The sequence below is a fragment of the Gilvirhabdus luticola genome (genome assembly GCF_040117515.1).
GTDB lineage: Bacteria > Bacteroidota > Bacteroidia > Flavobacteriales > Flavobacteriaceae > Gilvirhabdus > Gilvirhabdus luticola.
Genome location: NZ_JBEEEN010000001.1, coordinates 922,372 through 941,380, shown reverse-complemented (window position 1 = coordinate 941,380; position 19,009 = coordinate 922,372). Strand labels below are relative to the sequence as shown.

Genomic DNA, 19,009 nt, shown 5'->3' with positions numbered 1-19,009 from the left:
TATTATTCTAATCACTCCTATTTAACTTTTCAATCTCCACTATTTCCATATCTGCCAAGCTTTTTGAGTGATCTGGACTAAAACAAATTACTTTACAAATACCTTGCTCACTATGGGCTTCTATTAACCCTTCTAGAACAAGAAAAGGTTCGGTCTGGTTTTGCAAAGCTGAAAAGTCATTTATAAAAACAAATACATCCTCGTAATTTGGATTAAGCTCTCCATTAACTCTTGTGTTCCCTGCACATAAATAACAGTGCTTATCATATACAAGTCTGGTTTCTTTTGTCAAAGCTTCTTCTTGCCCTTGCCAAGGCCTTTTAGACCTATGTGGCGATACCAAAACCCATTCTCCAGTGAGGATGTTTAAACGCTTATGTGAGTATTCTTGTAAATTGGGGTTCATGATCAATTAAATTTTGCTTTTATCCATTATGCTTTGTTCCCACTGCCAAGAAGTACTTATCATTTCATTTAAGTTTCTTTTTGCTGTCCAACCTAATTTTTCGTTGGCCAAATTAGTAGATGCATATAACTTTGCAACATCTCCATCTCTTCTGCTTGTAATTTCATAATTAAGTGGTTTCCTACTTACTTTTTCAAAGGTATCGATGATTTCAAGTACGGAATATCCTTTGCCAGTTCCCAGGTTACTTGCTTTATATCAATCCCTATAAGTGTTTTAAGGCGTTTTAAATAACATTCAAAGTATTCTATAACATTGTACTCTTTTTCTATTTTCTCTCCCTTATAGGTCTTATAAATGTCTTCAACTGTAAAGCTGTTTTCCTGTACTTGAAGCATTAAAAAAGCCTTATTAATTTTAGTTTTAATAAGGCTTAACTGGGTGTTGATTATCTCTGCATCTGGTTCTGGTGGTTCAACATATTGTTGTTTTGAATTCCAATGTTTCGGGTTTATGAATAATCCTGTGGCAAAATGCTTCTTTCTTTTTTCAAGGGTTAGCCTACAGGTTATAGGGCATAATCCTTTTTTATTCATTTTATGTTTATTTACTATATATAATATGTTTAGTTTCATGATTATAATTGTTTTAAGTTAATAATGGGATACTTTTAAAATTTTTGGGATACCTAATAGGATACTTTTTCTGAAGAAAAACTTGGCAAGTTAGCATTTAGGGACAAAATGCACATAATGCATACAATGCAGTTAAAATGTAGAGTTATTGCACAAAAAACCACCCAAATAATGAGTGGTTTTATACAATTCATTCTACTTAAATATAAACTAATTTGAATTATTTAGGTATCACCTTTAATATTTTTCTTTTATTGTTAGTTTCAATTACTATCAATTGAAGTTGGTCTCTATTAAGTTTAATCGGAATCGCTTTAAAACCAAAAATTTGATGTCTAGTACTTGATATTTTTCTCCCAAATAAATCAAATATGCTTATTCTGGTTAAATCATTTATGCCACTGATATGTAATTCACCATCAAAATAGTAAGCTTTAAAATTACTTTTGTCAAATTCATTGGCATTCAACGTACCATAACCCCAGCAAGATTCGTAAGGAAAATCACCATTAAAAATAATATCGTCAGAGCCTTGTGTACCAGCTGTAATTCCTCCGTAACCCTCATCGTAAGTATAGCCTGTATGACTCACATAAACTCCAAACATTGCAAAATCATCTTGACTATTCAATCCAATGTCAGTGCAATCAAAACTTATCTGAAATCCTTCTTGTATATTGGAGGTTAAAGTTGAATTGACAGAAGAAATAAAATTTAGTCCACCTGTTCCAATATTTCCTGAATTGGGAATTCCATATAACCCTCCTGAATTTATATCAATTGCAATAGCATAGTTTACCTCAATACCAGCTGGAAAGTATATATCACTGCCATAACCATATGCATTGCTATTGGTAATTGCAATTCTATAAGAATCGGCATCATCATCAACCGTATGATCTATAACAGATCTGCCGGTCGCTCCTGTTGCTATATACAAAACAAAGACATCATTAAATTCAACACCTTCAACATCGGTGCCTAAACTAAATCCAAATTGAAGTGTAGTTCCATCATATCCACCTAAATAACCACCATTACCTATAACGCCTCCAGCTCCAGTATTATCATTTGCATAGCATGGTGGTGGTGGTATTCTACTGTTTTGGGAAGAAATAGAACCCCAGGTTAAAATGATTATTATAAATATTCTTATTTTAAATAACACACCTATTTATTGGTTTGTGAGTTCATTAAAGTTACAATAAATCATAATAACAAAACAATAATGGTCCAAGATTTTTATTCTTGAGTTATATACGCAAAAAAGTCCAACATTTCTGCTGAACTTTTCTTGTTATGCTCCCCAAACCGAGGCTAATACAAGGAGGTATTTAAACATCATTACTTTAAGGATCTCTTATTTTTGCTACTCCTAATTCATTTTTTTTGATATAATCAATAATTGACTCCAATACCTGCTTGGGCTGTTCTAAATGCAAAAAATGACCTGCATCTGCTATTTCCACCAATTCTGCACGATCTCCTAACTGTTTCTTAAGAATACGTCCATTCTCAGGTATAGCTACAACATCATCCAGTCCTTGTATTATCAATACAGGTGAATTTCCAGCTAACCACCATTCCTCGGTTGGAGTAGATTGGATTGCCCCAATCTGTGCATCACGAGCTTTAGTATAAAAACTCATTTTTGGATAAACATTGACATCTGATTTAGGAGAAAACATGGTTTTTTGTAATAGCTCTAATCGTTCTTCATCATTCGAGTAATGGCCAAAAATATATTTTATAAGATTGGTTAAAACATCTGTAGAAGCTGGCACTATTCCTCCAGCTGAAATTAAAATCACAGATCTTGTTAGTTGAGGATAGTCTGTAGCCACACACCTGGCCACTCTATTACCATAGGCTTTACCAATAATTACAGCTTTACCAAGATCAAGCTGATTAATGATTTCTGAAACATCATTAGCAAAGTGATGTAATGTAAGGGAATCCAGAGACCCTGTGCTATCACCAACCCCTCTAGGATCAACTAATACTACTGTATATCCCTTCTCGCTGATATTTGGCCCCAATTTTGCAAACTGCTCTATCCCTGAACCTGCAAGCCCGGGTAACATTATTACAGGAGGGCCCTTTCCGTAAATCATTGTATGGATATTAACATTTTCGGATATATTAAAAACCCTTTTTTCTCCTATATTCGATTTGGATATTTGGGCTTGATTAGATACAATAGACAAATTCAATAATATTAAATATCCCAATGCATTGATTATATTTTTTAAATTATACAACATAATATCTGTACAATTTAATTAATAATCCTCAAATATTTGATGATTGATCTAATAGTTGGCCTGAAAAACATTAAGATATTTGAAAGCTAACTTTTCTTTTAACCGCAAAAAACCACCTAATTTCTTAAGTGTTTTACTCTTTTGCTACCCTTCTTGTCTAAAATGATTTTTCCAAATTTTTAAAGTATATGTAGGTCCTTTCCTAATTCTTCAATAAAAGTTATATGGCAGTCTTATTCTAATTGCTATGATTCAACTTTTTTTTTGTAAATTATTAAACCTTTTCATCATGTCCTTGAGCATATTAGTTGGTAATAATAGAATATAATCTGTCAAATTATTCCCATGAAAACTAACTATCTTTTTCTTTTAATATTCATATTAGCATTATTCAATTGCTCAAAAGATGATTCTAATGAAGCTGAAGCTGAATTTGAAAATCGCTTTAATAGGTGCTTTTTGGTAAAAAATTCAACTACAGGGGCAAGAATAGAAACGGCAAATGTGTATTTAAATCCGCGATTCTGCGGGACTGAATGTGCTGCTGATGAAGTGATTGGCTATGGTGTTACTGCCAGTGCAGGAGAAAGATGCTTCACTTTAACTGAAAGTGAAAACGAAGCTATAAAGCAAATTGTAGTTTTAAAACCTGGATATATTACTTTAGAAATAAATGACCCACCATTAGATTTATATGAATTATTAATAGAACCAAATTAATTTAATTAAGAATAAACGGTTGGTTAAAACAAAAAATCCAACCTATTTCTAGATTGGATTTTACTATTTTGCTCCCCCTAATATTGTTTTGCCGAATCATTTTAATGAAGAATTGACAAAGTTTGCTTCATTTTATGATATCAACAATTAACATCAAGTGTCTTGTTTAATATCAAAAAACACACTCTTATTGTTTCTTAATGATTTTATTGACGTCTTTAAAAATAATTTTTTATTATGATTTAGTCTTAAGTCATTCATATTCTGACATTTCAGATAATTTCAATTGCATTATGGCTGCCATAGAAGCAGCTAGTATTAATTTCATTTCTTCGTTTAAATTCGAATCAATCCAAATTCTATTTTTATTATATCCCAATGCACCACCGCCAAAGTATTGAACCGCACAAATTGCGTTACCATTTTCTAAAAATTCATACCCTAATGCTGGATACCTTCTTTTATCATTTCCATCTCGATTTGAACTAACATGTTTTATCCATATTGTTCTATCGTCTTTTATAAGAATACCCTCATTTCTGAATTCAACCTCAATTCCCGATTTTATATTAAAGAACAATTTCCAATTATTATTACTATTACTTCTTAATGAAATGTCAGCTGTAAAGTTTATTGAATCTTTTACAATTTCATCAAGTACTAATTCTATTGGAATTATATAAAGAGCATATAACTCCTTAACATTTCTTATATATAAAGCTTCAACAAGGGCTGTATCGATATCCTTATAACTTAATAAAAAATCAAATTTATACCGAGTTTCATACTGGTTTTTTGTTCCTAAAAAATTTGATTTTTGTTCTGTTCTTTTAGGACTCATTCTACTTTTTCTTAAGACAGCATAATCACCGAATTTAAAATTCATAATCCTACCCGACCATTGAGCACCCATCTTTACCTTCATCATATCGGAATTACTTGAAAGATATTCACTTATAACGATATCCTTTCTTTGAGCATTAGATATTTCAGTACATGAAACCATAAAAACCAAAAAGAAAAACTTAAATAGATATAATAAATTCACGTTCTTTATCATATATTATTTTTTAGAAGTCTATTTTGAACCCAATAGCCAAAGAATTTAAGTTAGATAAAGTTCTCCACACAACTGAATTTTGCTGAGCTTTTAATGCAACTGTAGCTTTACTCTTATGTTTCCCTGATGATATAAAGAAAGGTATACTCGCAAGTGTTGTTGCTCCGCCTACATAAATTAACCAATCTCCTTTATGTACCTCCTCTATATCTGCTAAACCTAAAGTAGCGACTTCTGCAGCTTCATCTGCACTATTAATAACTAACCCAGACATTGTCATTAACAGTCCACCACCAGCTAGAATCCAAGCCGTAGTTTTATTCCTTTTTTGTTTTAAAGTATGGTAATCAAACAACTGTTGTGGAGTTTTAGGTAATTCAGAATCCAGTTCTTGAGCCTGAGGGGTTTGAAATGAGAGTATCAAAAATAATAAAAATAGATTTTTCATAAGAGTTTGTCTTAAATTAGAAAGCAAAAGGCAAGGAAAATAGAAAAATTAATATCTTTTGAAGATATATTATATAATTCTATAAAAATATGACTTATATCATGTAATCAAAAGTCTAATTTTGTATAATGATAGTTTGATAACAGAAATCTGAATTGAATATATATGATGATGTGTCCTTGAAAATTGAAAGCCAATAGATAATTATATCCATCATATATTTTGTTTTTATCATCACATATTTAGGGTGTTTTCAGAAACAAAAAACCCAACCTATTTCTAGATTGGATTTTCTTGTTTTGCTCCCCTTCTTGTCTAAAATAATTTTTCCAAATTTTTAAAGTATATGTAGGTCCTTTCCTAATTCATCAATAAAAGTTATAAGGCAGTCTTATTCTAATTGCTATGATTCAACTTTTTTTTTTGTAAATTATTAAACCTTTTCACCATGTCCTTGAGCATATTAGTTGGTAATAATAGAATATAATCTGTCAAATTATTCCCATGAAAACTAACTATCTTTTTCTTTTAATATTCATATTAGCATTATTCAATTGTTCAAATGATGATTCTAATGAAGCTGAAGCTGAATTTGAAAATCGCTTTAATAGGTGCTTTTTGGTAAAAGATTCAAGCACAGGAGCGAGACTAGCAGGTGCTGAAATAATTTTAAATCCGCGTTTATGTGGGACGGAATGCATCAATGATGAAATTATTGGTTGGGCTAGTACTGTTAGTTCAGGAGAAAGATGCTTCACTTTAACTGAAAGTGAAAACGAAGCTATAAAGCAAATTGTAGTTTTAAAACCTGGATATATTACTTTAGAAATAAATGACCCACCATTAGATTTATATGAATTATTAATAGAACCAAATTAATTTAATTAAGAATAAACGGTTGGTTAAAACAAAAAATCCAACCTATTTCTAGATTGGATTTTACTATTTTGCTCCCCCTAATATTATTTTGTCGAACCATTTTAATGAAGAGTTGACGAGGTTTGCTTCATTCTATGATAATAATTGTAAATAAGTTAGTCTGGTTCCCTAGCGGAAAAATATGAAATATCGAACCTAAATGAGTTCATTGAAGATTTCAGAAAGGTGCTTGATTTTACTTATTTAGAAGTTACCTTATAAACAAGAGCAATCAATCCAGCCACAATTCCAACCATGATTACTGCAACTACTCCAGAAAGAATAACTCCAATCATATCAAAATGATTCAAAGTAGAATTATGCAATATACTAGTCCCTAAAAAGAAGAACGTAGCAACCCAGGCACCTATTTCAAATCCCCCGATGAAATTATGGTTTTCTTTTTTAAACTTTCCATAAATTGTAGATAAAATAAAACTCATTAATATTAAAGATAAATAAAACCAAAAGTTTGATGGATTATCTTTATGTAGTCCCTCAATTTCATGGTGATAATTATCCAAAAAAGTCGCAAATAACAATATATAGAATAGTATCGTCAGTACAAAAAATGATACGGTACCTACAAGAGTGCCTAGTAAATTGGATTTTGAAAACATGATTTAAAGTTTTTGTTATTTCCCTTAAAGCTAAATAATTATCAAGCCTAAAAATCGACAATAAAAAATTTAGAGTCAATCTAAATAAGTTTTGAGTTAGTTGATTATATCGAAGATAACATCTTTTGCGACAAAAAGAAAAGCCTTTTGATTTCTCAAAAGGCTTCTTAGTAGCGGGAAGCATCGAATTATCGAACCAAAATGAATTTTTGAGAGATTTTTTAAAGGTTGTTGAATTTGAATAATTATTGCTTTTGACCCTTTATAAATGTAGTTTCGCTTTTTAGTTTTCCGTTTTCTAACCATATTCTACTCAACCCATCCTGTTTTCCATCCAAAAAAGTAGCTTCAAAATTTAACTGACCATTTTCATACCATTCTTTAAAATTTCCTACAGCCTTCCCATCCTTAAGTATTGCTTCTTGACTTAACTGTCCATTCTCATACCATTCTTTGACTAAGCCAGAAACCAATTCTTTGTTAGCTTTGAAATAATAAAGTCCATCAATTTCTGTAACGTCATTCCCGTTAATAATTTTTTCTTTTTGTCCAAAAGCAATAACAGGAATAAGAAATAACAGTATTAGGAGTTTTTTCATTGGTTAAATATTTTCTTAAAGATATTGAAATTTGGTTAGTTCTTATGGTAGAATTTAATTAGAGTATAATATTTGACGTGATAATGTCGATTAATCAAATCGAAAAGAAATTGAAAAAATAACGGAGGTATGACACAAAAAAACCAGTTTCTTTCGAAACTGGTTTTGCTTGTAGCGGAAAGGCTCAAAATATCGAACCTAAATGAGTTTGTGAGTGATTTTTTAAAAGTGGTTGACTATTATTAAATTTAATTATTTAGTACTTCCCTTTAGTCTTCTTCTAAAAAATAAAATTAACTGAGACAATCCAATCCCAAGTATTACTGATGGGCCAGTTATACATGAAATGACTATTACTTCTATTCCCGCAAGTGAATGTGAGGTTGAATTAATATTTATATCAAGTACTATGTTGATGATAACGCCTAACATTACTCCGAAAATCATTAATATTGCAGTTATTATTGAATACTTTTTAATAATTAAATCATATAAAAAAGAACTCAAAAAAATGACTGATGGCCATACTATCCAAAATAAATATTTTGAAAAAGGTTTAACTTTAAGTATGTTGATTTTGTCGCCAAAAGAATACAATATTAGACCTATCACTAAACCTACTGGCATAATCCAAATTACTTCTTTAAATTTCATTTCGTCTATTTATTATATTAAAGACCAATACATTAAAAGTACAATATAAACAAAAAACCAGCTGCTTTAACAACTGGTTTTCTTCGTAGCGGAAAAAGTCGAATTATCGAACCTAAATGAGTTTGTAAATGATTTTTTGAAGATTACCAATTTTAACCTTTCAATATAAAAAGACAATTAATTCTAAAATTTACCATTAGGGTCTTCGTTCCACATATCTATAACATTTTTCCAATTTCCATCATTATCCTTACGCCATACCGTTACGGTTTTGTTATAGGTAACTATTGGATTTCCCATTGAGTCATTTACAATCATTTCATTTCTTTCAATCATATAAGCCATATCCCCATTGTCTGAAACAAATACCTCTAGCGGCTCCCATCTAGCACTAAATCCAGGAATTTCAAGAGCTGCTTTAACATAATTTTTTATTGCTTCTTTACCTCTTAATGGAGACATCCCAGGAACCATCATTACTGCATCATCAGCCCAGCCTTCTGTTATTTTTTCTAAATCACCTGTTTTTACAATATCTGACCAGTCTTTACTGAGTTTCATTAATTTATCTCCTTCAAGCTTTTTATCAACAACTGGCTCTCTTTTACATGCCAAACATAAAATGCTTAATATAAAAATGATTACAATGTTTTTCATTTTATTACTTTTTTAATGCTTGCTAAATTTATAAAAATTACAGAACATAAAAAAGCGCCTTGTATACTCAAGAGGCTTCTGCGTAGCGGGAAAAGAACTTGAACCAAGCATTTTAGAATTGTCAATAATAGTTTATTCCCATATTTTTAACTATAACTTATTTAACAACTGAAATTATAATCTTTATTAACCCCCACATTTAACACAGTCACATTTGTGATAGTAGTTGTTGGCGTATTTTACGAAAGAATTTAATCATTATTTAGTTCTTGATTAACAGCACCTAAACAATATTGAACTATTCCTTGAAAGTGACTCATCCAAAAACTGTACGCGCTAACAAAATCTTGTTCTATTTTTATTCTGTCCACGAGTTCTGTTTGGCTCAAAAAATTTTCGTTGTTTATAGGCCTGCTTACAAGTTTAAAGCTTTTATTAGGTAGCTGTATACGAATTCTTTTCCATAAAGCATTATGGAGTTTGAGTTTGTAATCTTTGATATCGATATCTTCAAATATATTACCCATAACCTGTTCTACCATTGGGAATCTTACTTCGTAAGTTTGGATTAGCATTTTCCTTAAACTATCATTGGAAATTTTATCAATGCCAACAGATTTGATGGCTTCATAGCTTCCTTTATTAATATTAAAAGAAACCCCAGTATTCATTTTGTTATAGACTTCGAGCAGAATTGAATCTGAATACTTTTGATTTGAAGCAGTCATTTTTAAAAGTTCCTGAATACCTTCCTCTTTTACTTTGAGTCTGCGATTAATCATCTCCGAAAACTCTAAATCTGACTCTAATGAACTTTTAATTTCTTGTAGCATTGTTATCTCAAACTTTTTATCCTCACGTAATTGATTCCAATTATTAACCTGCAAAGCAATTAAAATACCAAATACTACTAGGATAATCTCTCCAATAGCATATTTTAAATAGTTGGCTGTTTTGCCTTGGTTGATTAGAGTTTTGCGAATGTTTCTAAAAAATTTTATCATTGAAACTTTGTTACTTTTTAAAGATAAAGAATTTCTAGATAAAGAATTGAAGAAACAAAAAACCCAACCTATTTCTAGATTGGATTTTAAAGTGTTGCTCCCCCTAATATTGTTTTGTCGAACCAATTTAATGAAGAATTGACAAAGTTTGCTTCATTATATTGTAGTAAAAATTAAAATACCCGTTCCCCAATAAATTCATAATGTTCTGCCTTTTCATCATATCTTGGCAAAACTTCTTTTGCTTTATATGGGATATATGCTATTTCATAATATCCCCGCAAAAGTTTTTACCGCATTTAGCGATTTAAATTGAATTACCAAAAAAAAGAAAAGTAAAAACCAATCAGGACTTTTAAAGGGAAAATGCAACTATGCATAAAATGCAATTAATAAAGTAAGTAGATACAAAAAAAACCGGCTTACACTTAGGTTTCTGACACTTGAGCTCGGAAACTACTTGAAAAAATAGTTGTCAAATGGATTAAAGCGGTGTTTAATCCATTAGCTGTCCATTCACGTCCCAACTTTTACTTGAAATGATTTCACCGTGTTCATCAAAATTGCCTTCATATTCAAGGGCTCCATTAGCGTAAAATCTATTATAAATACCTACCCTCTCTCCATTGTTATTAGTATGGCTGACTTCCATCAAATTGCCATCCCGATACCATTCTTTATGGGTCCAAATATCACCTTCTCGTTTTCTTTCATGCATGAGAGATGCTGGTTGACCCGAATGTGCACTGTACCGTTCCTTAATAACCAACATTTCCCCTGACTCAAAGGTTATCTCACTTTCAAGATTACCATCAGGATAATAGGTTTTCTCCTCAGATGGTTCACCCCCGACATATTTGGTTTCAGACTTTAGCTGACCGTTATGGTAATAACGCCTTTGCCAACCTTCCTTTATACCGTCAACATAATTTTCTTCTCGTTTTGGGTTATCACTACGTCTGTAATAACCTATCACTGCGTCTTGTTTACCGTTTACATATTTTATTTCAGACTGTAATTGACCATTCCTGTAATATTCCCTCTGTAACCCCTCCAATTTACCATTGACAACATTCAACTCTTTTTTTAGATGACCATTCTCATAATACTCCTTATACAAACCTTCTTTTTTCCCGTCAACATAGTTTTCTGCTCTTTCTGGGCTACCGTTCTTATACCAGTAAGAAAAAGTTCCAATTACAATATTGTTCCTCATAGTGCCACGATTCTCTAATTGTCCGTTATGATGCCATCTTCTTACCTCTCCATCAACCTCAGAATTTTTAAAATTCCCAACCTCTCTAAGCACTCCATTATCATACCAACTTCTCGCTTCCCCGTTTATAAGCCCATCAACAACGTATGCTTCCTTTTCAACCTGACCATTTTTATGGAATCGTTTAATAACTCCTGTCACTTTAGTGCTGTCCGATTTATGATAGGCACATTTCTTTTTCCAAAACACATCTTTCTCATAAAAGAAATTGGTGTCTTGCCCGAATACAAATGCTGGAATTGCACACAATACAAAAAGAAGCTGTCTCATACCTTTTTTATTTTTTAAAGATAAAGATTTTATGTTTTATCGATTCTGGGAAATAAAAAAACCACCCAAAAATTGAGTGGCTTTGTTTTAGATTGCTCCCCCTAATATTGTTTTGTCGAACCAATTTAATGAGGAACTGAAGCGTTTTGCCTTAATTTAAGAAGGCAAATATAAAAATATCGTCCTCTAGCGGAAAGAATTTAATTATTGAACCATAATGAGTTTGTTAGTGATTTGTTGGAAATCGTTAATTTCTCACAAAAGTCAAATAATCTGTTCCACCGTTGCCTCCACTTATATCAATTAACTCAATTTTTGTAGCTGACTGTAAAATAATATCCCAATCATCCGTCAATTCCTCAAAATCAATCGGAGCTGCAAAGAAAATATTAAAATCCAAATCATTTGAACTATCATCACTACTACTGTCATTTGTAATACTCCATGTGCCATTGTAGGTATTCAAACCATTTGTTGCAGTTAGTACACTGTTTTCTCCAAATGTGAAATTATACCCAGTGAAATGATTTAACTCATCATCCCCACTATCAATATATTTCGTAATTCTCCATGTATCTTTCTTTAAATTATTTTCAATTTCACTAATTGCAACTTCATTATTTGTTGTACTATCATCAGAAGAACATGCCATTATTACAATTGATGTCATAACTATAAAAAAATTGTTTTTGATAATTCTAAATTTCATGTCGTTATAATGTTTAAGTTTTAAATCTTACTTATATAACAATTTAAACGAAAAATTTCCTACCATTCGTATAAAAAAGTTTGTTGAAAAATTATAAATCCCCAATACACAATCAATATTTGAATTATGGAATACCCTGAGTTTTTGGACAAAAAAAGTCCAACAGTTTTGTTTAACTTTTTTCTATTTGCTCCCCCTCCCCGCCCGAACGACTGAAATCGTTCAGTCGTACGGGTTGAGCTTCCCGTTTGTAGCGGGAAAGGCTTCAACGCTCAAAAATGGTAAAACTAAAAAAGACCACACTTTCGTGTAGTCTTTTCCACTTTTTGCTCCCCCTCTTGGGCTCGAACCAAGGACCCTTTGATTAACAGTCAAATGCTCTAACCAACTGAGCTAAGGAGGAGTGTTTCGCTTTTTGCGAGCGCAAATATATATATTATTTTTTAATCACTACAAATATAATACTTAAAAAGTTTATTTAAATATGGCTTTAAAAATATCATTGCCATTAGCAAATAATACCAAAGCTATAAGAATAAAAAAACCTGCCATTTGCGCATATTCCATAAACTTATCACTAGGCTTACGTCTGGATACAATTTCATAAAGTAAAAACATAACATGCCCTCCATCTAAAGCTGGAATAGGTAACAGATTTAATACGCCTAGCATGATAGACAAAAATGCTGTAATTGCCCAAAATGATTCCCAACTCCAAGTATCTGGGAAAATATCAAAAATAGCTTTGAAACCACCAACGCCTTTATAAGCTCCTGTACTTGGGCTAAAAATTAATTTTAACTGCATCCAATAAGAACCAATCTGCTGTTTAAATTTATTTAATCCTACACCAAAGCTATCTGCAAATGTATACTCCTTTTTTATGATATTATAATACCCTAAAGCTTCAATATCACTTAAATTCCCACCTGGAAAGATTCCAAACTTACCATTTTCATCAACTTTAAGATCTCTGATTAAAGTTTTATTATCTCTCATGATTTCAACTGAAACTGTTTGATTTTTTAACTCATTTAATCTAGATTCAAGTTCATCAAAATATTTTAACGTCTTATTATTTATTGATGTTATAATATCTCCTTGTTTTAAGTCTACTCCTTTATTTAATGACGAGTCCGATACTTGCTCAACTACAAAAGGGTAACGCAGCTCAAAAAAAGATTTGTTTTTACCAGTACTTAATCTTCCTAAATAGTCTTCTGGAAGTACTATTTCTTTTTGAACACCATCACTTTCTAAAGTAATATTTTTAGCTTCAATTAAATATTTTCTGATGTCAGAATAATTCTCAATTTCATTCCCGTTTATTGAAACAACTTTATCACCTGTTTGTGCTCCTAATTCTAATAATAGTGGATTTGTCACCCAATACCCATCTTCTATGCTTTTTGCAGAAATATCTGTATCTCCATAAGCAAAAGCCATAAAAATGTAAATAATAACAGCGAGTATAAAATTAACGGTAACACCGCCTAACATGATGATTAAGCGTTGCCATGTCGGTTTTGACCTGAATTCCCATGGCTTTGGCGGTTCTGCCATCTGTTCCTTATCCATACTCTCATCTATCATACCTGCTATCTTGACATAACCTCCAAGAGGCAACCAACCAATACCATAAACGGTTTCACCAATTTTCTTTTTAAAAAGCGAATACTTTATATCAAAAAATAAGTAAAATTTCTCTACTCTGGTTTTAAACAATTTGGCTGGCACAAAATGGCCTAGCTCATGTAAAACAATTAGTAAAGAAAGACTCAACAAAAATTGAGATATCTTTATAACAAACTCCATATGTCTCTAGTCAAAAATTTATAATCGCACAAAAGTAGGTATTTAAGCTTACTTTAAAAAGATTATTACATTAATGTATTCTTAATTTTACATAAACGTATTTTAGTATTAAAAAATTCTCTGGGATTACTTTTCATTGTATTTTTGCATCCTAAAAAAGATTGATGCTTTCATTTTTTAAATCGTACAAAAAGTTTGCTATTGTATTTTCAATTTTGTCCGCAATTATTTTAGCAATCTTTTATAATATTTTAAAAGTTGATAAACCTCTTCCAATATATCAACCAATTTCTGTACAGCCAGAATTGGTAGATAGTACTATACAGCATGTAAGTAAATACCATAAAATTGCAAACTTTGAACTTATCAATCAAAATGGAAAAATTATAACACAAGACGATTATAAAAATAAAATCTATGTGGCTGATTTCTTTTTTACAACTTGTCAAACCATTTGTCCAATTATGACAGATAATATGGTAGAAATTCAAAAAGAAATCATGAATGACAATGATGTCATGCTGCTTTCGCATTCAGTAACTCCAACAATAGATAGTGTTGCTCAACTCAAAAAATATGCGACTGAAAAAGGTATAAACGATACTAAATGGAATTTGGTTACTGGCGATAAAAAGCATATCTATGATTTAGCAAGAAAAAGTTATTTAGCCGTAAAAACATATGGTAACGGAGATGAATATGATATGATTCATACTGAAAATTTTATGCTGATTGATAAAAAACGCCAAATTCGTGGGTTTTATGACGGAACAAATACTGAGGAAATAAAACGTTTATTGAAAGATATCAAAACCTTAAAAAAAGAATACAACAAATAGTTTTTTAGAAACTATTTTTTTAGCCTGATTTTTTCAATTACTTTTGCTTCTTTAAAATCAATCTAAATAAGCTTGCAACTTACATTGGCACAACTTAAACGTGGAGAACAAGGTATTATAACCGATGTTTCATCAATTCATATTCCTTTAAAACTTCTAGAAATGGGTTGTTTACCTGGTAATAATGTAGAGCTTTTGCAAGTTGCTCCTTTTAAAGATCCATTATATCTCAACGTTAACGGAACACATCTAGCTATCAGAAAGGAGACTGCCGCACATATCCTAATCGAAAAAATAGCCTGATGAGTAAGCAGATTAATGTAGCATTGATTGGAAACCCTAACACTGGAAAAACTTCAGTATTCAACTCACTTACAGGTTTGAATCAAAAAGTTGGAAATTATCCAGGTATTACGGTTGAAAAAAAAGAGGGTATTTGTAAACTTCCAAGAGGTGTAAAGGCTCATATACTAGACCTACCAGGCACTTATAGTTTAAATGCTTCTTCACTTGATGAAAATGTAGTTATTGAACTGTTATTAAACAAAAATGATAAAGACTTCCCTGATGTTGCCATTGTAGTAAGTGATGTAGAAAATTTAAAAAGAAATCTACTCCTGTTTACACAAATTAAAGACCTAGAAATCCCTTCCATATTGGTTATTAATATGGCTGATAGAATGGATTATAAAGGTATTTCTTTAGATATAGATTATTTAGAACAACAACTTGAAACCAGAATTGCATTAGTTAGTACTCGAAAAAACAAAGGAATAGATCACTTAAAAACACTTATTTCTAATTATAAAGACCTTTCAATAAAACCATGTCTTAATGCCACCGAAATTGATAAAGAGTATTTTAAGAATTTACAGAATACTTTTCCAAATCAATTACTTTATAAGCTTTGGTTGGTTATTACTCAAGATGTTAATTTTGGAAAAACCAATAGAAATGAAATTGACGCTGTTGATAATTTTAAAACGAAAAGTAAAAGCGATTTAAAACGCTTGCAGCAGAAAGAAACCATAAAGCGCTATCAGTTTATTAATAATGTCCTAAAAGTGGGGCAAACAATAGATGTTTCTAAAGCAAAAGACCTTCGTACAAAATTTGATAGAATCCTAACTCATAAGATTTGGGGTTATGCTATTTTCTTTATCATTTTGTTGACCATATTTCAAGCTATTTACGATTGGTCTGCCGTTCCAATGGATTTTATTGATGGTGTCTTTGCATCTTTAAGTGAATGGGCTAAAAATACTTTGCCAAAAGGTGATTTTACCAACTTGATTGCCGAAGGTATTATTCCTGGGCTAGGAGGTATAGTCATCTTCATTCCTCAAATTGCGTTTCTGTTTTTGTTCATTTCCATTTTAGAAGAAAGTGGTTATATGAGCAGAGTGGTGTTTCTAATGGATAGAATTATGAGACGGTTTGGGTTGAGTGGTAAAAGTGTTGTCCCGCTAATTTCAGGAACTGCTTGTGCCATACCTGCAATTATGGCAACCCGAAATATTGAAAGCTGGAAAGAACGTTTGATAACCATTTTAGTAACACCATTTACTACATGCTCTGCAAGACTTCCAGTATACTTAATTATTATTGCTTTGGTGATTCCTGAAGGCAGATTTTTAGGACTAGGTTATCAGGCTTTAACCTTAATGTTACTTTACTTAATTGGTTTTGGTGCAGCTGTTATTTCTGCATATCTATTAGATAGAATTCTAAAAATAAAAAGTAAAACTTTTTTTGTGGTAGAAATGCCGAGTTACAAGCTCCCATTACCTAAAAATGTGGTCATAACAGTTATCGAAAAGACAAAATCTTTTGTTTTTGGAGCAGGTAAAATCATATTGGCTATTTCAATTATTTTATGGTTTTTAGCATCTTATGGCCCAGGTGACAATTTTAATAATGCTGAAAAAATTATTGCTAAAGAATATGCTTCAAAAAACTTAAGTAATGAAGAAATTCAACAGCATGTAGCATCATTTAAGTTAGAACATAGTTTTATTGGTATAACAGGAAGGGCGATTGAGCCAGCTATCAGACCTTTAGGTTACGACTGGAAAATTGGCATTGCTATTTTGAGTTCTTTTGCGGCAAGAGAAGTTTTTGTCGGCACATTAGCGACTATTTACAGTGTTGGTAGTGATGAAGAGGATACCATTAAAAATAGGATGGCAGGTGAGATAAACCCAATTTTAGGAACACCTTTATTTAATTTTGCCTCTGGAATTTCTCTAATGCTCTTCTATGCATTTGCGATGCAATGTATGAGTACATTAGCTATAGTGAAAAGAGAAACCAATAGTTGGAAATGGCCAACTTTACAATTAGTTATTATGAGTAGCTTTGCCTATTTGGTAGCATTAATTGCTTTTCAAACATTAAAATAAATTAGGGAAATGAACACTATCATTCAAAATATATTGGTCTTCACAGCGGTAATTTTAGCCCTTGGTTTTTTGGTAAAAAAGTTTTTCTTTAAAAAAGCTAAAACGAAAAAATCGTGTGGAACTGATGATTGTGGCTGTGATTAATTATAATTAGCTTACATATACTTTACTCTTACTCAAAAAAAACAAATTTTTCCTTTTTGTTTTAATATTTTAGTTATCTTTGAAATACTTTTAAGTAAGCTTAAATATTAATTAAAGTAATTAAAAATGTCTGTAGCTATAGAGAACTTTGTAAAAGCTATTTACAAAAACGACAAAAATGATGGCAAAAATACCAAACCTGGCAATATTGCAAAAAAACTAGGCATTTCAAATGCTGCTGCCACAGATATGGCTAAAAAATTAGCCATAAAAGATTTGTTGCATTACGAAAAATATCAACCGCTTCAACTTACAAAAAAAGGAGAAAAAATGGCACTTAATGTTGTTAGAAAACATCGCCTTTGGGAAGCATTTCTATTTAAAACTTTTGATATGAGCTTACACGATATACATCGTGAAGCGGAACTTTTAGAGCATGAAACATCAGATTTTTTGGCTAATAAAATAAGTGATCATTTAGGTAATCCAAAATTTGATCCTCACGGAGATCCTATACCAAATGCTGAAGGAGAAATCACAACAAAAGATCATTCTATATCCTTATCGGAAACAGAAGAAGGTAAAAGCTATACAATCTCTCGATTAATGAGTGACGACAAAGAGTTCTTTGAGTTTTGTGCTCAAAACGGATTACGCTATGGCAATTTAATAGAGGTTGTTAAACAATTCAGCACGAACAAAATGACACAGTTAAAAATCAATTCAAACACGATTATACTTAATAAGGACTTTACATCAATAATTTATGTCAATGAAATCAATTAAAGTTACTTTAATATTTACTGTCTTTTCATTCTTTATTCAAGCTCAAGAACAAGAACAATCTATTGGTGCATTAATTACAGATAGACCAGATGCTACAGAAGCATCCTCTACTGTCGGGAAAAGTGTTTTTCAAATAGAAACTGGTGGATTATATGAATCGTTTGAGAATAATAACATAAAGTCTGAAAATTATACTTACAATACAACATTGTTACGCTATGGTATTTTAGATAACTTAGAACTTCGACTTGGTTGGGATTTTGTGGAAGGAACTACCAAAATAAATGGCAATAAATTAGATAATGTAGCTAGTGGATTTTCACCCTTATTATTAGGGGTAAAAATTGATGTTGCAAAAGAAAAAGGATGCATGCCCGAAATTGCATTTATTGGTCATATATTCCCATTATTTAGTGCCTCTAAAGATTATAGGCCAGAATCTACAGGAGTAGATTTTAGGTTTTCTTTTGCACACACCATTAATAAAAAGTCCAGTTTGGGTTATAATCTTGGGGCAGAATGGGGAAATGATTCTCCAGAAGCTGCAGCGATTTATACTATAGCATATGGTTATAGTATTTCAGATAAGTTTGGTTTTTATGCAGAACTATATGGGGATATTCCTGAAGATCATTCAGCAAATCACTATTGGGATGCTGGAATAACCTATCTCGCTTCAATTGATTTACAGCTTGATGCTTATTTTGGAACCAGCATAACCAATGGGCAAGATATTCTTATAGGTTTAGGTGCTAGTTATAGAATACGAAAAAAATAATGTTT

The 19,009-nt window shown here is 31.3% G+C and carries 21 protein-coding genes and 1 tRNA gene; 7 read left to right on the top strand and 15 right to left on the bottom strand.

The genetic code is table 11. The annotated features are described in order from the left end of the window. Window positions 1-7: 7 nt before the first annotated feature. The 4 genes from galT to AAFP94_RS04335 all read right to left on the bottom strand — a co-directional run bounded on the left by galT (window position 8) and on the right by AAFP94_RS04335 (window position 3,155). Window positions 8-406 (bottom strand): galactose-1-phosphate uridylyltransferase, encoded by a 399-nt coding sequence (gene galT, locus AAFP94_RS04350; RefSeq protein WP_316660245.1) that lies wholly within the window; start codon window positions 404-406, stop codon window positions 8-10. A 185-nt stretch (window positions 407-591) separates the two neighbouring features. Beyond that, window positions 592-1,041 (bottom strand): Arm DNA-binding domain-containing protein, encoded by a 450-nt coding sequence (locus tag AAFP94_RS04345; RefSeq protein ID WP_316660246.1) that lies wholly within the window; start codon window positions 1,039-1,041, stop codon window positions 592-594. A 220-nt stretch (window positions 1,042-1,261) separates the two neighbouring features. Then, a complete protein-coding gene (locus tag AAFP94_RS04340; RefSeq protein WP_316660247.1) occupies window positions 1,262-2,209 on the bottom strand; it encodes a hypothetical protein in 948 nt (315 codons plus the stop codon). 181 nt (window positions 2,210-2,390) lie between these two features. Next, the gene (locus AAFP94_RS04335) at window positions 2,391-3,155 is read right to left on the bottom strand and encodes an alpha/beta fold hydrolase (protein ID WP_316660249.1); all 765 of its coding nucleotides are present in this window, start codon (window positions 3,153-3,155) and stop codon (window positions 2,391-2,393) included. A 495-nt stretch (window positions 3,156-3,650) separates the two neighbouring features. On the opposite strand from AAFP94_RS04335, the gene AAFP94_RS04330 reads away from it, so the two are divergent. Beyond that, entirely contained in the window at window positions 3,651-4,025 is a 375-nt protein-coding gene (locus AAFP94_RS04330) for a hypothetical protein (protein ID WP_316660250.1), read from the top strand. A gap of 253 nt (window positions 4,026-4,278) precedes the next feature. Here AAFP94_RS04330 and AAFP94_RS04325 read toward each other — a convergent pair whose 3' ends face one another. After that, a complete protein-coding gene (locus tag AAFP94_RS04325) occupies window positions 4,279-5,085 on the bottom strand; it encodes a hypothetical protein (RefSeq protein ID WP_316660251.1) in 807 nt (268 codons plus the stop codon). 10 nt (window positions 5,086-5,095) lie between these two features. Beyond that, window positions 5,096-5,509 (bottom strand): DEAD/DEAH box helicase family protein, encoded by a 414-nt coding sequence (locus tag AAFP94_RS04320; RefSeq protein WP_316660252.1) that lies wholly within the window; start codon window positions 5,507-5,509, stop codon window positions 5,096-5,098. 528 nt (window positions 5,510-6,037) lie between these two features. Between AAFP94_RS04320 and AAFP94_RS04315 the strand changes: the two genes are divergently transcribed. Beyond that, window positions 6,038-6,412: a hypothetical protein gene (locus tag AAFP94_RS04315; protein ID WP_316660253.1), complete on the top strand. Its 375-nt coding sequence runs from the start codon at window positions 6,038-6,040 to the stop codon at window positions 6,410-6,412. Between the two features lie 239 nt (window positions 6,413-6,651). Here AAFP94_RS04315 and AAFP94_RS04310 read toward each other — a convergent pair whose 3' ends face one another. From AAFP94_RS04310 to rseP, 9 genes are all read right to left on the bottom strand, one after another. Beyond that, a complete protein-coding gene (locus AAFP94_RS04310) occupies window positions 6,652-6,894 on the bottom strand; it encodes a hypothetical protein (RefSeq protein WP_316660255.1) in 243 nt (80 codons plus the stop codon). 422 nt (window positions 6,895-7,316) lie between these two features. Continuing rightward, the gene (locus AAFP94_RS04305) at window positions 7,317-7,670 is read right to left on the bottom strand and encodes a toxin-antitoxin system YwqK family antitoxin (RefSeq protein ID WP_316660256.1); all 354 of its coding nucleotides are present in this window, start codon (window positions 7,668-7,670) and stop codon (window positions 7,317-7,319) included. 252 nt (window positions 7,671-7,922) lie between these two features. After that, the gene (locus tag AAFP94_RS04300; protein ID WP_316660257.1) at window positions 7,923-8,324 is read right to left on the bottom strand and encodes a hypothetical protein; all 402 of its coding nucleotides are present in this window, start codon (window positions 8,322-8,324) and stop codon (window positions 7,923-7,925) included. Between the two features lie 183 nt (window positions 8,325-8,507). Next, window positions 8,508-8,981 carry a YybH family protein gene (locus AAFP94_RS04295; RefSeq protein WP_316660259.1) on the bottom strand — a complete coding sequence of 158 codons (474 nt, stop codon included), beginning with the start codon at window positions 8,979-8,981 and terminating at the stop codon, window positions 8,508-8,510. 251 nt (window positions 8,982-9,232) lie between these two features. Continuing rightward, window positions 9,233-9,985 carry a DUF6090 family protein gene (locus tag AAFP94_RS04290; protein WP_316660261.1) on the bottom strand — a complete coding sequence of 251 codons (753 nt, stop codon included), beginning with the start codon at window positions 9,983-9,985 and terminating at the stop codon, window positions 9,233-9,235. A gap of 496 nt (window positions 9,986-10,481) precedes the next feature. Further along, window positions 10,482-11,531, bottom strand: coding sequence for a toxin-antitoxin system YwqK family antitoxin (locus tag AAFP94_RS04285; protein WP_316660262.1), 1,050 nt, complete (start codon window positions 11,529-11,531; stop codon window positions 10,482-10,484). Between the two features lie 247 nt (window positions 11,532-11,778). Then, complete coding sequence (locus AAFP94_RS04280; protein ID WP_409628112.1) at window positions 11,779-12,201, bottom strand: hypothetical protein; 423 nt, start codon at window positions 12,199-12,201, stop codon at window positions 11,779-11,781. 368 nt (window positions 12,202-12,569) lie between these two features. After that, window positions 12,570-12,643: transfer RNA gene (locus tag AAFP94_RS04275), tRNA-Asn, on the bottom strand. 71 nt (window positions 12,644-12,714) lie between these two features. After that, window positions 12,715-14,055: an RIP metalloprotease RseP gene (rseP, locus tag AAFP94_RS04270; RefSeq protein WP_316660264.1), complete on the bottom strand. Its 1,341-nt coding sequence runs from the start codon at window positions 14,053-14,055 to the stop codon at window positions 12,715-12,717. A gap of 164 nt (window positions 14,056-14,219) precedes the next feature. Between rseP and AAFP94_RS04265 the strand changes: the two genes are divergently transcribed. The 5 genes from AAFP94_RS04265 (at window position 14,220) to AAFP94_RS04245 (ending at window position 19,004) form a co-directional block, all read left to right on the top strand. Beyond that, window positions 14,220-14,894, top strand: a complete 675-nt coding sequence (locus tag AAFP94_RS04265; RefSeq protein ID WP_316660265.1) for an SCO family protein — start codon at window positions 14,220-14,222, stop codon at window positions 14,892-14,894. Between the two features lie 72 nt (window positions 14,895-14,966). Further along, window positions 14,967-15,197 carry a FeoA family protein gene (locus AAFP94_RS04260; RefSeq protein WP_316660267.1) on the top strand — a complete coding sequence of 77 codons (231 nt, stop codon included), beginning with the start codon at window positions 14,967-14,969 and terminating at the stop codon, window positions 15,195-15,197. Beyond that, window positions 15,197-17,296 (top strand): ferrous iron transport protein B, encoded by a 2,100-nt coding sequence (gene feoB / locus AAFP94_RS04255; RefSeq protein WP_316660268.1) that lies wholly within the window; start codon window positions 15,197-15,199, stop codon window positions 17,294-17,296. Before AAFP94_RS04260 ends, feoB begins: the two co-directional genes overlap by 1 nt. A 270-nt stretch (window positions 17,297-17,566) precedes the next feature. Beyond that, a complete protein-coding gene (locus AAFP94_RS04250; RefSeq protein WP_316660270.1) occupies window positions 17,567-18,226 on the top strand; it encodes a metal-dependent transcriptional regulator in 660 nt (219 codons plus the stop codon). Further along, the gene (locus AAFP94_RS04245; protein WP_316660271.1) at window positions 18,213-19,004 is read left to right on the top strand and encodes a transporter; all 792 of its coding nucleotides are present in this window, start codon (window positions 18,213-18,215) and stop codon (window positions 19,002-19,004) included. Before AAFP94_RS04250 ends, AAFP94_RS04245 begins: the two co-directional genes overlap by 14 nt. Window positions 19,005-19,009 lie beyond the last annotated feature (5 nt).

What these genes read in the sequence shown, in the direction of transcription:
- AAFP94_RS04245 (WP_316660271.1), top strand. Translation starts at nt 18,213, where the DNA reads ATGAAATCAATTAAAGTTACTTTAATATTTACTGTCTTTTCATTCTTT.
- AAFP94_RS04265 (WP_316660265.1), top strand. Translation starts at nt 14,220, where the DNA reads ATGCTTTCATTTTTTAAATCGTACAAAAAGTTTGCTATTGTATTTTCA.
- rseP (WP_316660264.1), bottom strand. Translation starts at nt 14,055, where the DNA reads ATGGAGTTTGTTATAAAGATATCTCAATTTTTGTTGAGTCTTTCTTTA.
- galT (WP_316660245.1), bottom strand. Translation starts at nt 406, where the DNA reads ATGAACCCCAATTTACAAGAATACTCACATAAGCGTTTAAACATCCTC.
- AAFP94_RS04290 (WP_316660261.1), bottom strand. Translation starts at nt 9,985, where the DNA reads ATGATAAAATTTTTTAGAAACATTCGCAAAACTCTAATCAACCAAGGC.
- AAFP94_RS04345 (WP_316660246.1), bottom strand. Translation starts at nt 1,041, where the DNA reads ATGAAACTAAACATATTATATATAGTAAATAAACATAAAATGAATAAA.
- AAFP94_RS04310 (WP_316660255.1), bottom strand. Translation starts at nt 6,894, where the DNA reads ATGAGTTTTATTTTATCTACAATTTATGGAAAGTTTAAAAAAGAAAAC.
- AAFP94_RS04280 (WP_409628112.1), bottom strand. Translation starts at nt 12,201, where the DNA reads ATGACATCAATTGTAATAATGGCATGTTCTTCTGATGATAGTACAACA.
- AAFP94_RS04335 (WP_316660249.1), bottom strand. Translation starts at nt 3,155, where the DNA reads ATGATTTACGGAAAGGGCCCTCCTGTAATAATGTTACCCGGGCTTGCA.
- AAFP94_RS04315 (WP_316660253.1), top strand. Translation starts at nt 6,038, where the DNA reads ATGAAAACTAACTATCTTTTTCTTTTAATATTCATATTAGCATTATTC.
- AAFP94_RS04325 (WP_316660251.1), bottom strand. Translation starts at nt 5,085, where the DNA reads ATGATAAAGAACGTGAATTTATTATATCTATTTAAGTTTTTCTTTTTG.
- AAFP94_RS04285 (WP_316660262.1), bottom strand. Translation starts at nt 11,531, where the DNA reads ATGAGACAGCTTCTTTTTGTATTGTGTGCAATTCCAGCATTTGTATTC.
- AAFP94_RS04295 (WP_316660259.1), bottom strand. Translation starts at nt 8,981, where the DNA reads ATGAAAAACATTGTAATCATTTTTATATTAAGCATTTTATGTTTGGCA.
- AAFP94_RS04305 (WP_316660256.1), bottom strand. Translation starts at nt 7,670, where the DNA reads ATGAAAAAACTCCTAATACTGTTATTTCTTATTCCTGTTATTGCTTTT.
- AAFP94_RS04300 (WP_316660257.1), bottom strand. Translation starts at nt 8,324, where the DNA reads ATGAAATTTAAAGAAGTAATTTGGATTATGCCAGTAGGTTTAGTGATA.
- AAFP94_RS04330 (WP_316660250.1), top strand. Translation starts at nt 3,651, where the DNA reads ATGAAAACTAACTATCTTTTTCTTTTAATATTCATATTAGCATTATTC.
- AAFP94_RS04250 (WP_316660270.1), top strand. Translation starts at nt 17,567, where the DNA reads ATGTCTGTAGCTATAGAGAACTTTGTAAAAGCTATTTACAAAAACGAC.
- feoB (WP_316660268.1), top strand. Translation starts at nt 15,197, where the DNA reads ATGAGTAAGCAGATTAATGTAGCATTGATTGGAAACCCTAACACTGGA.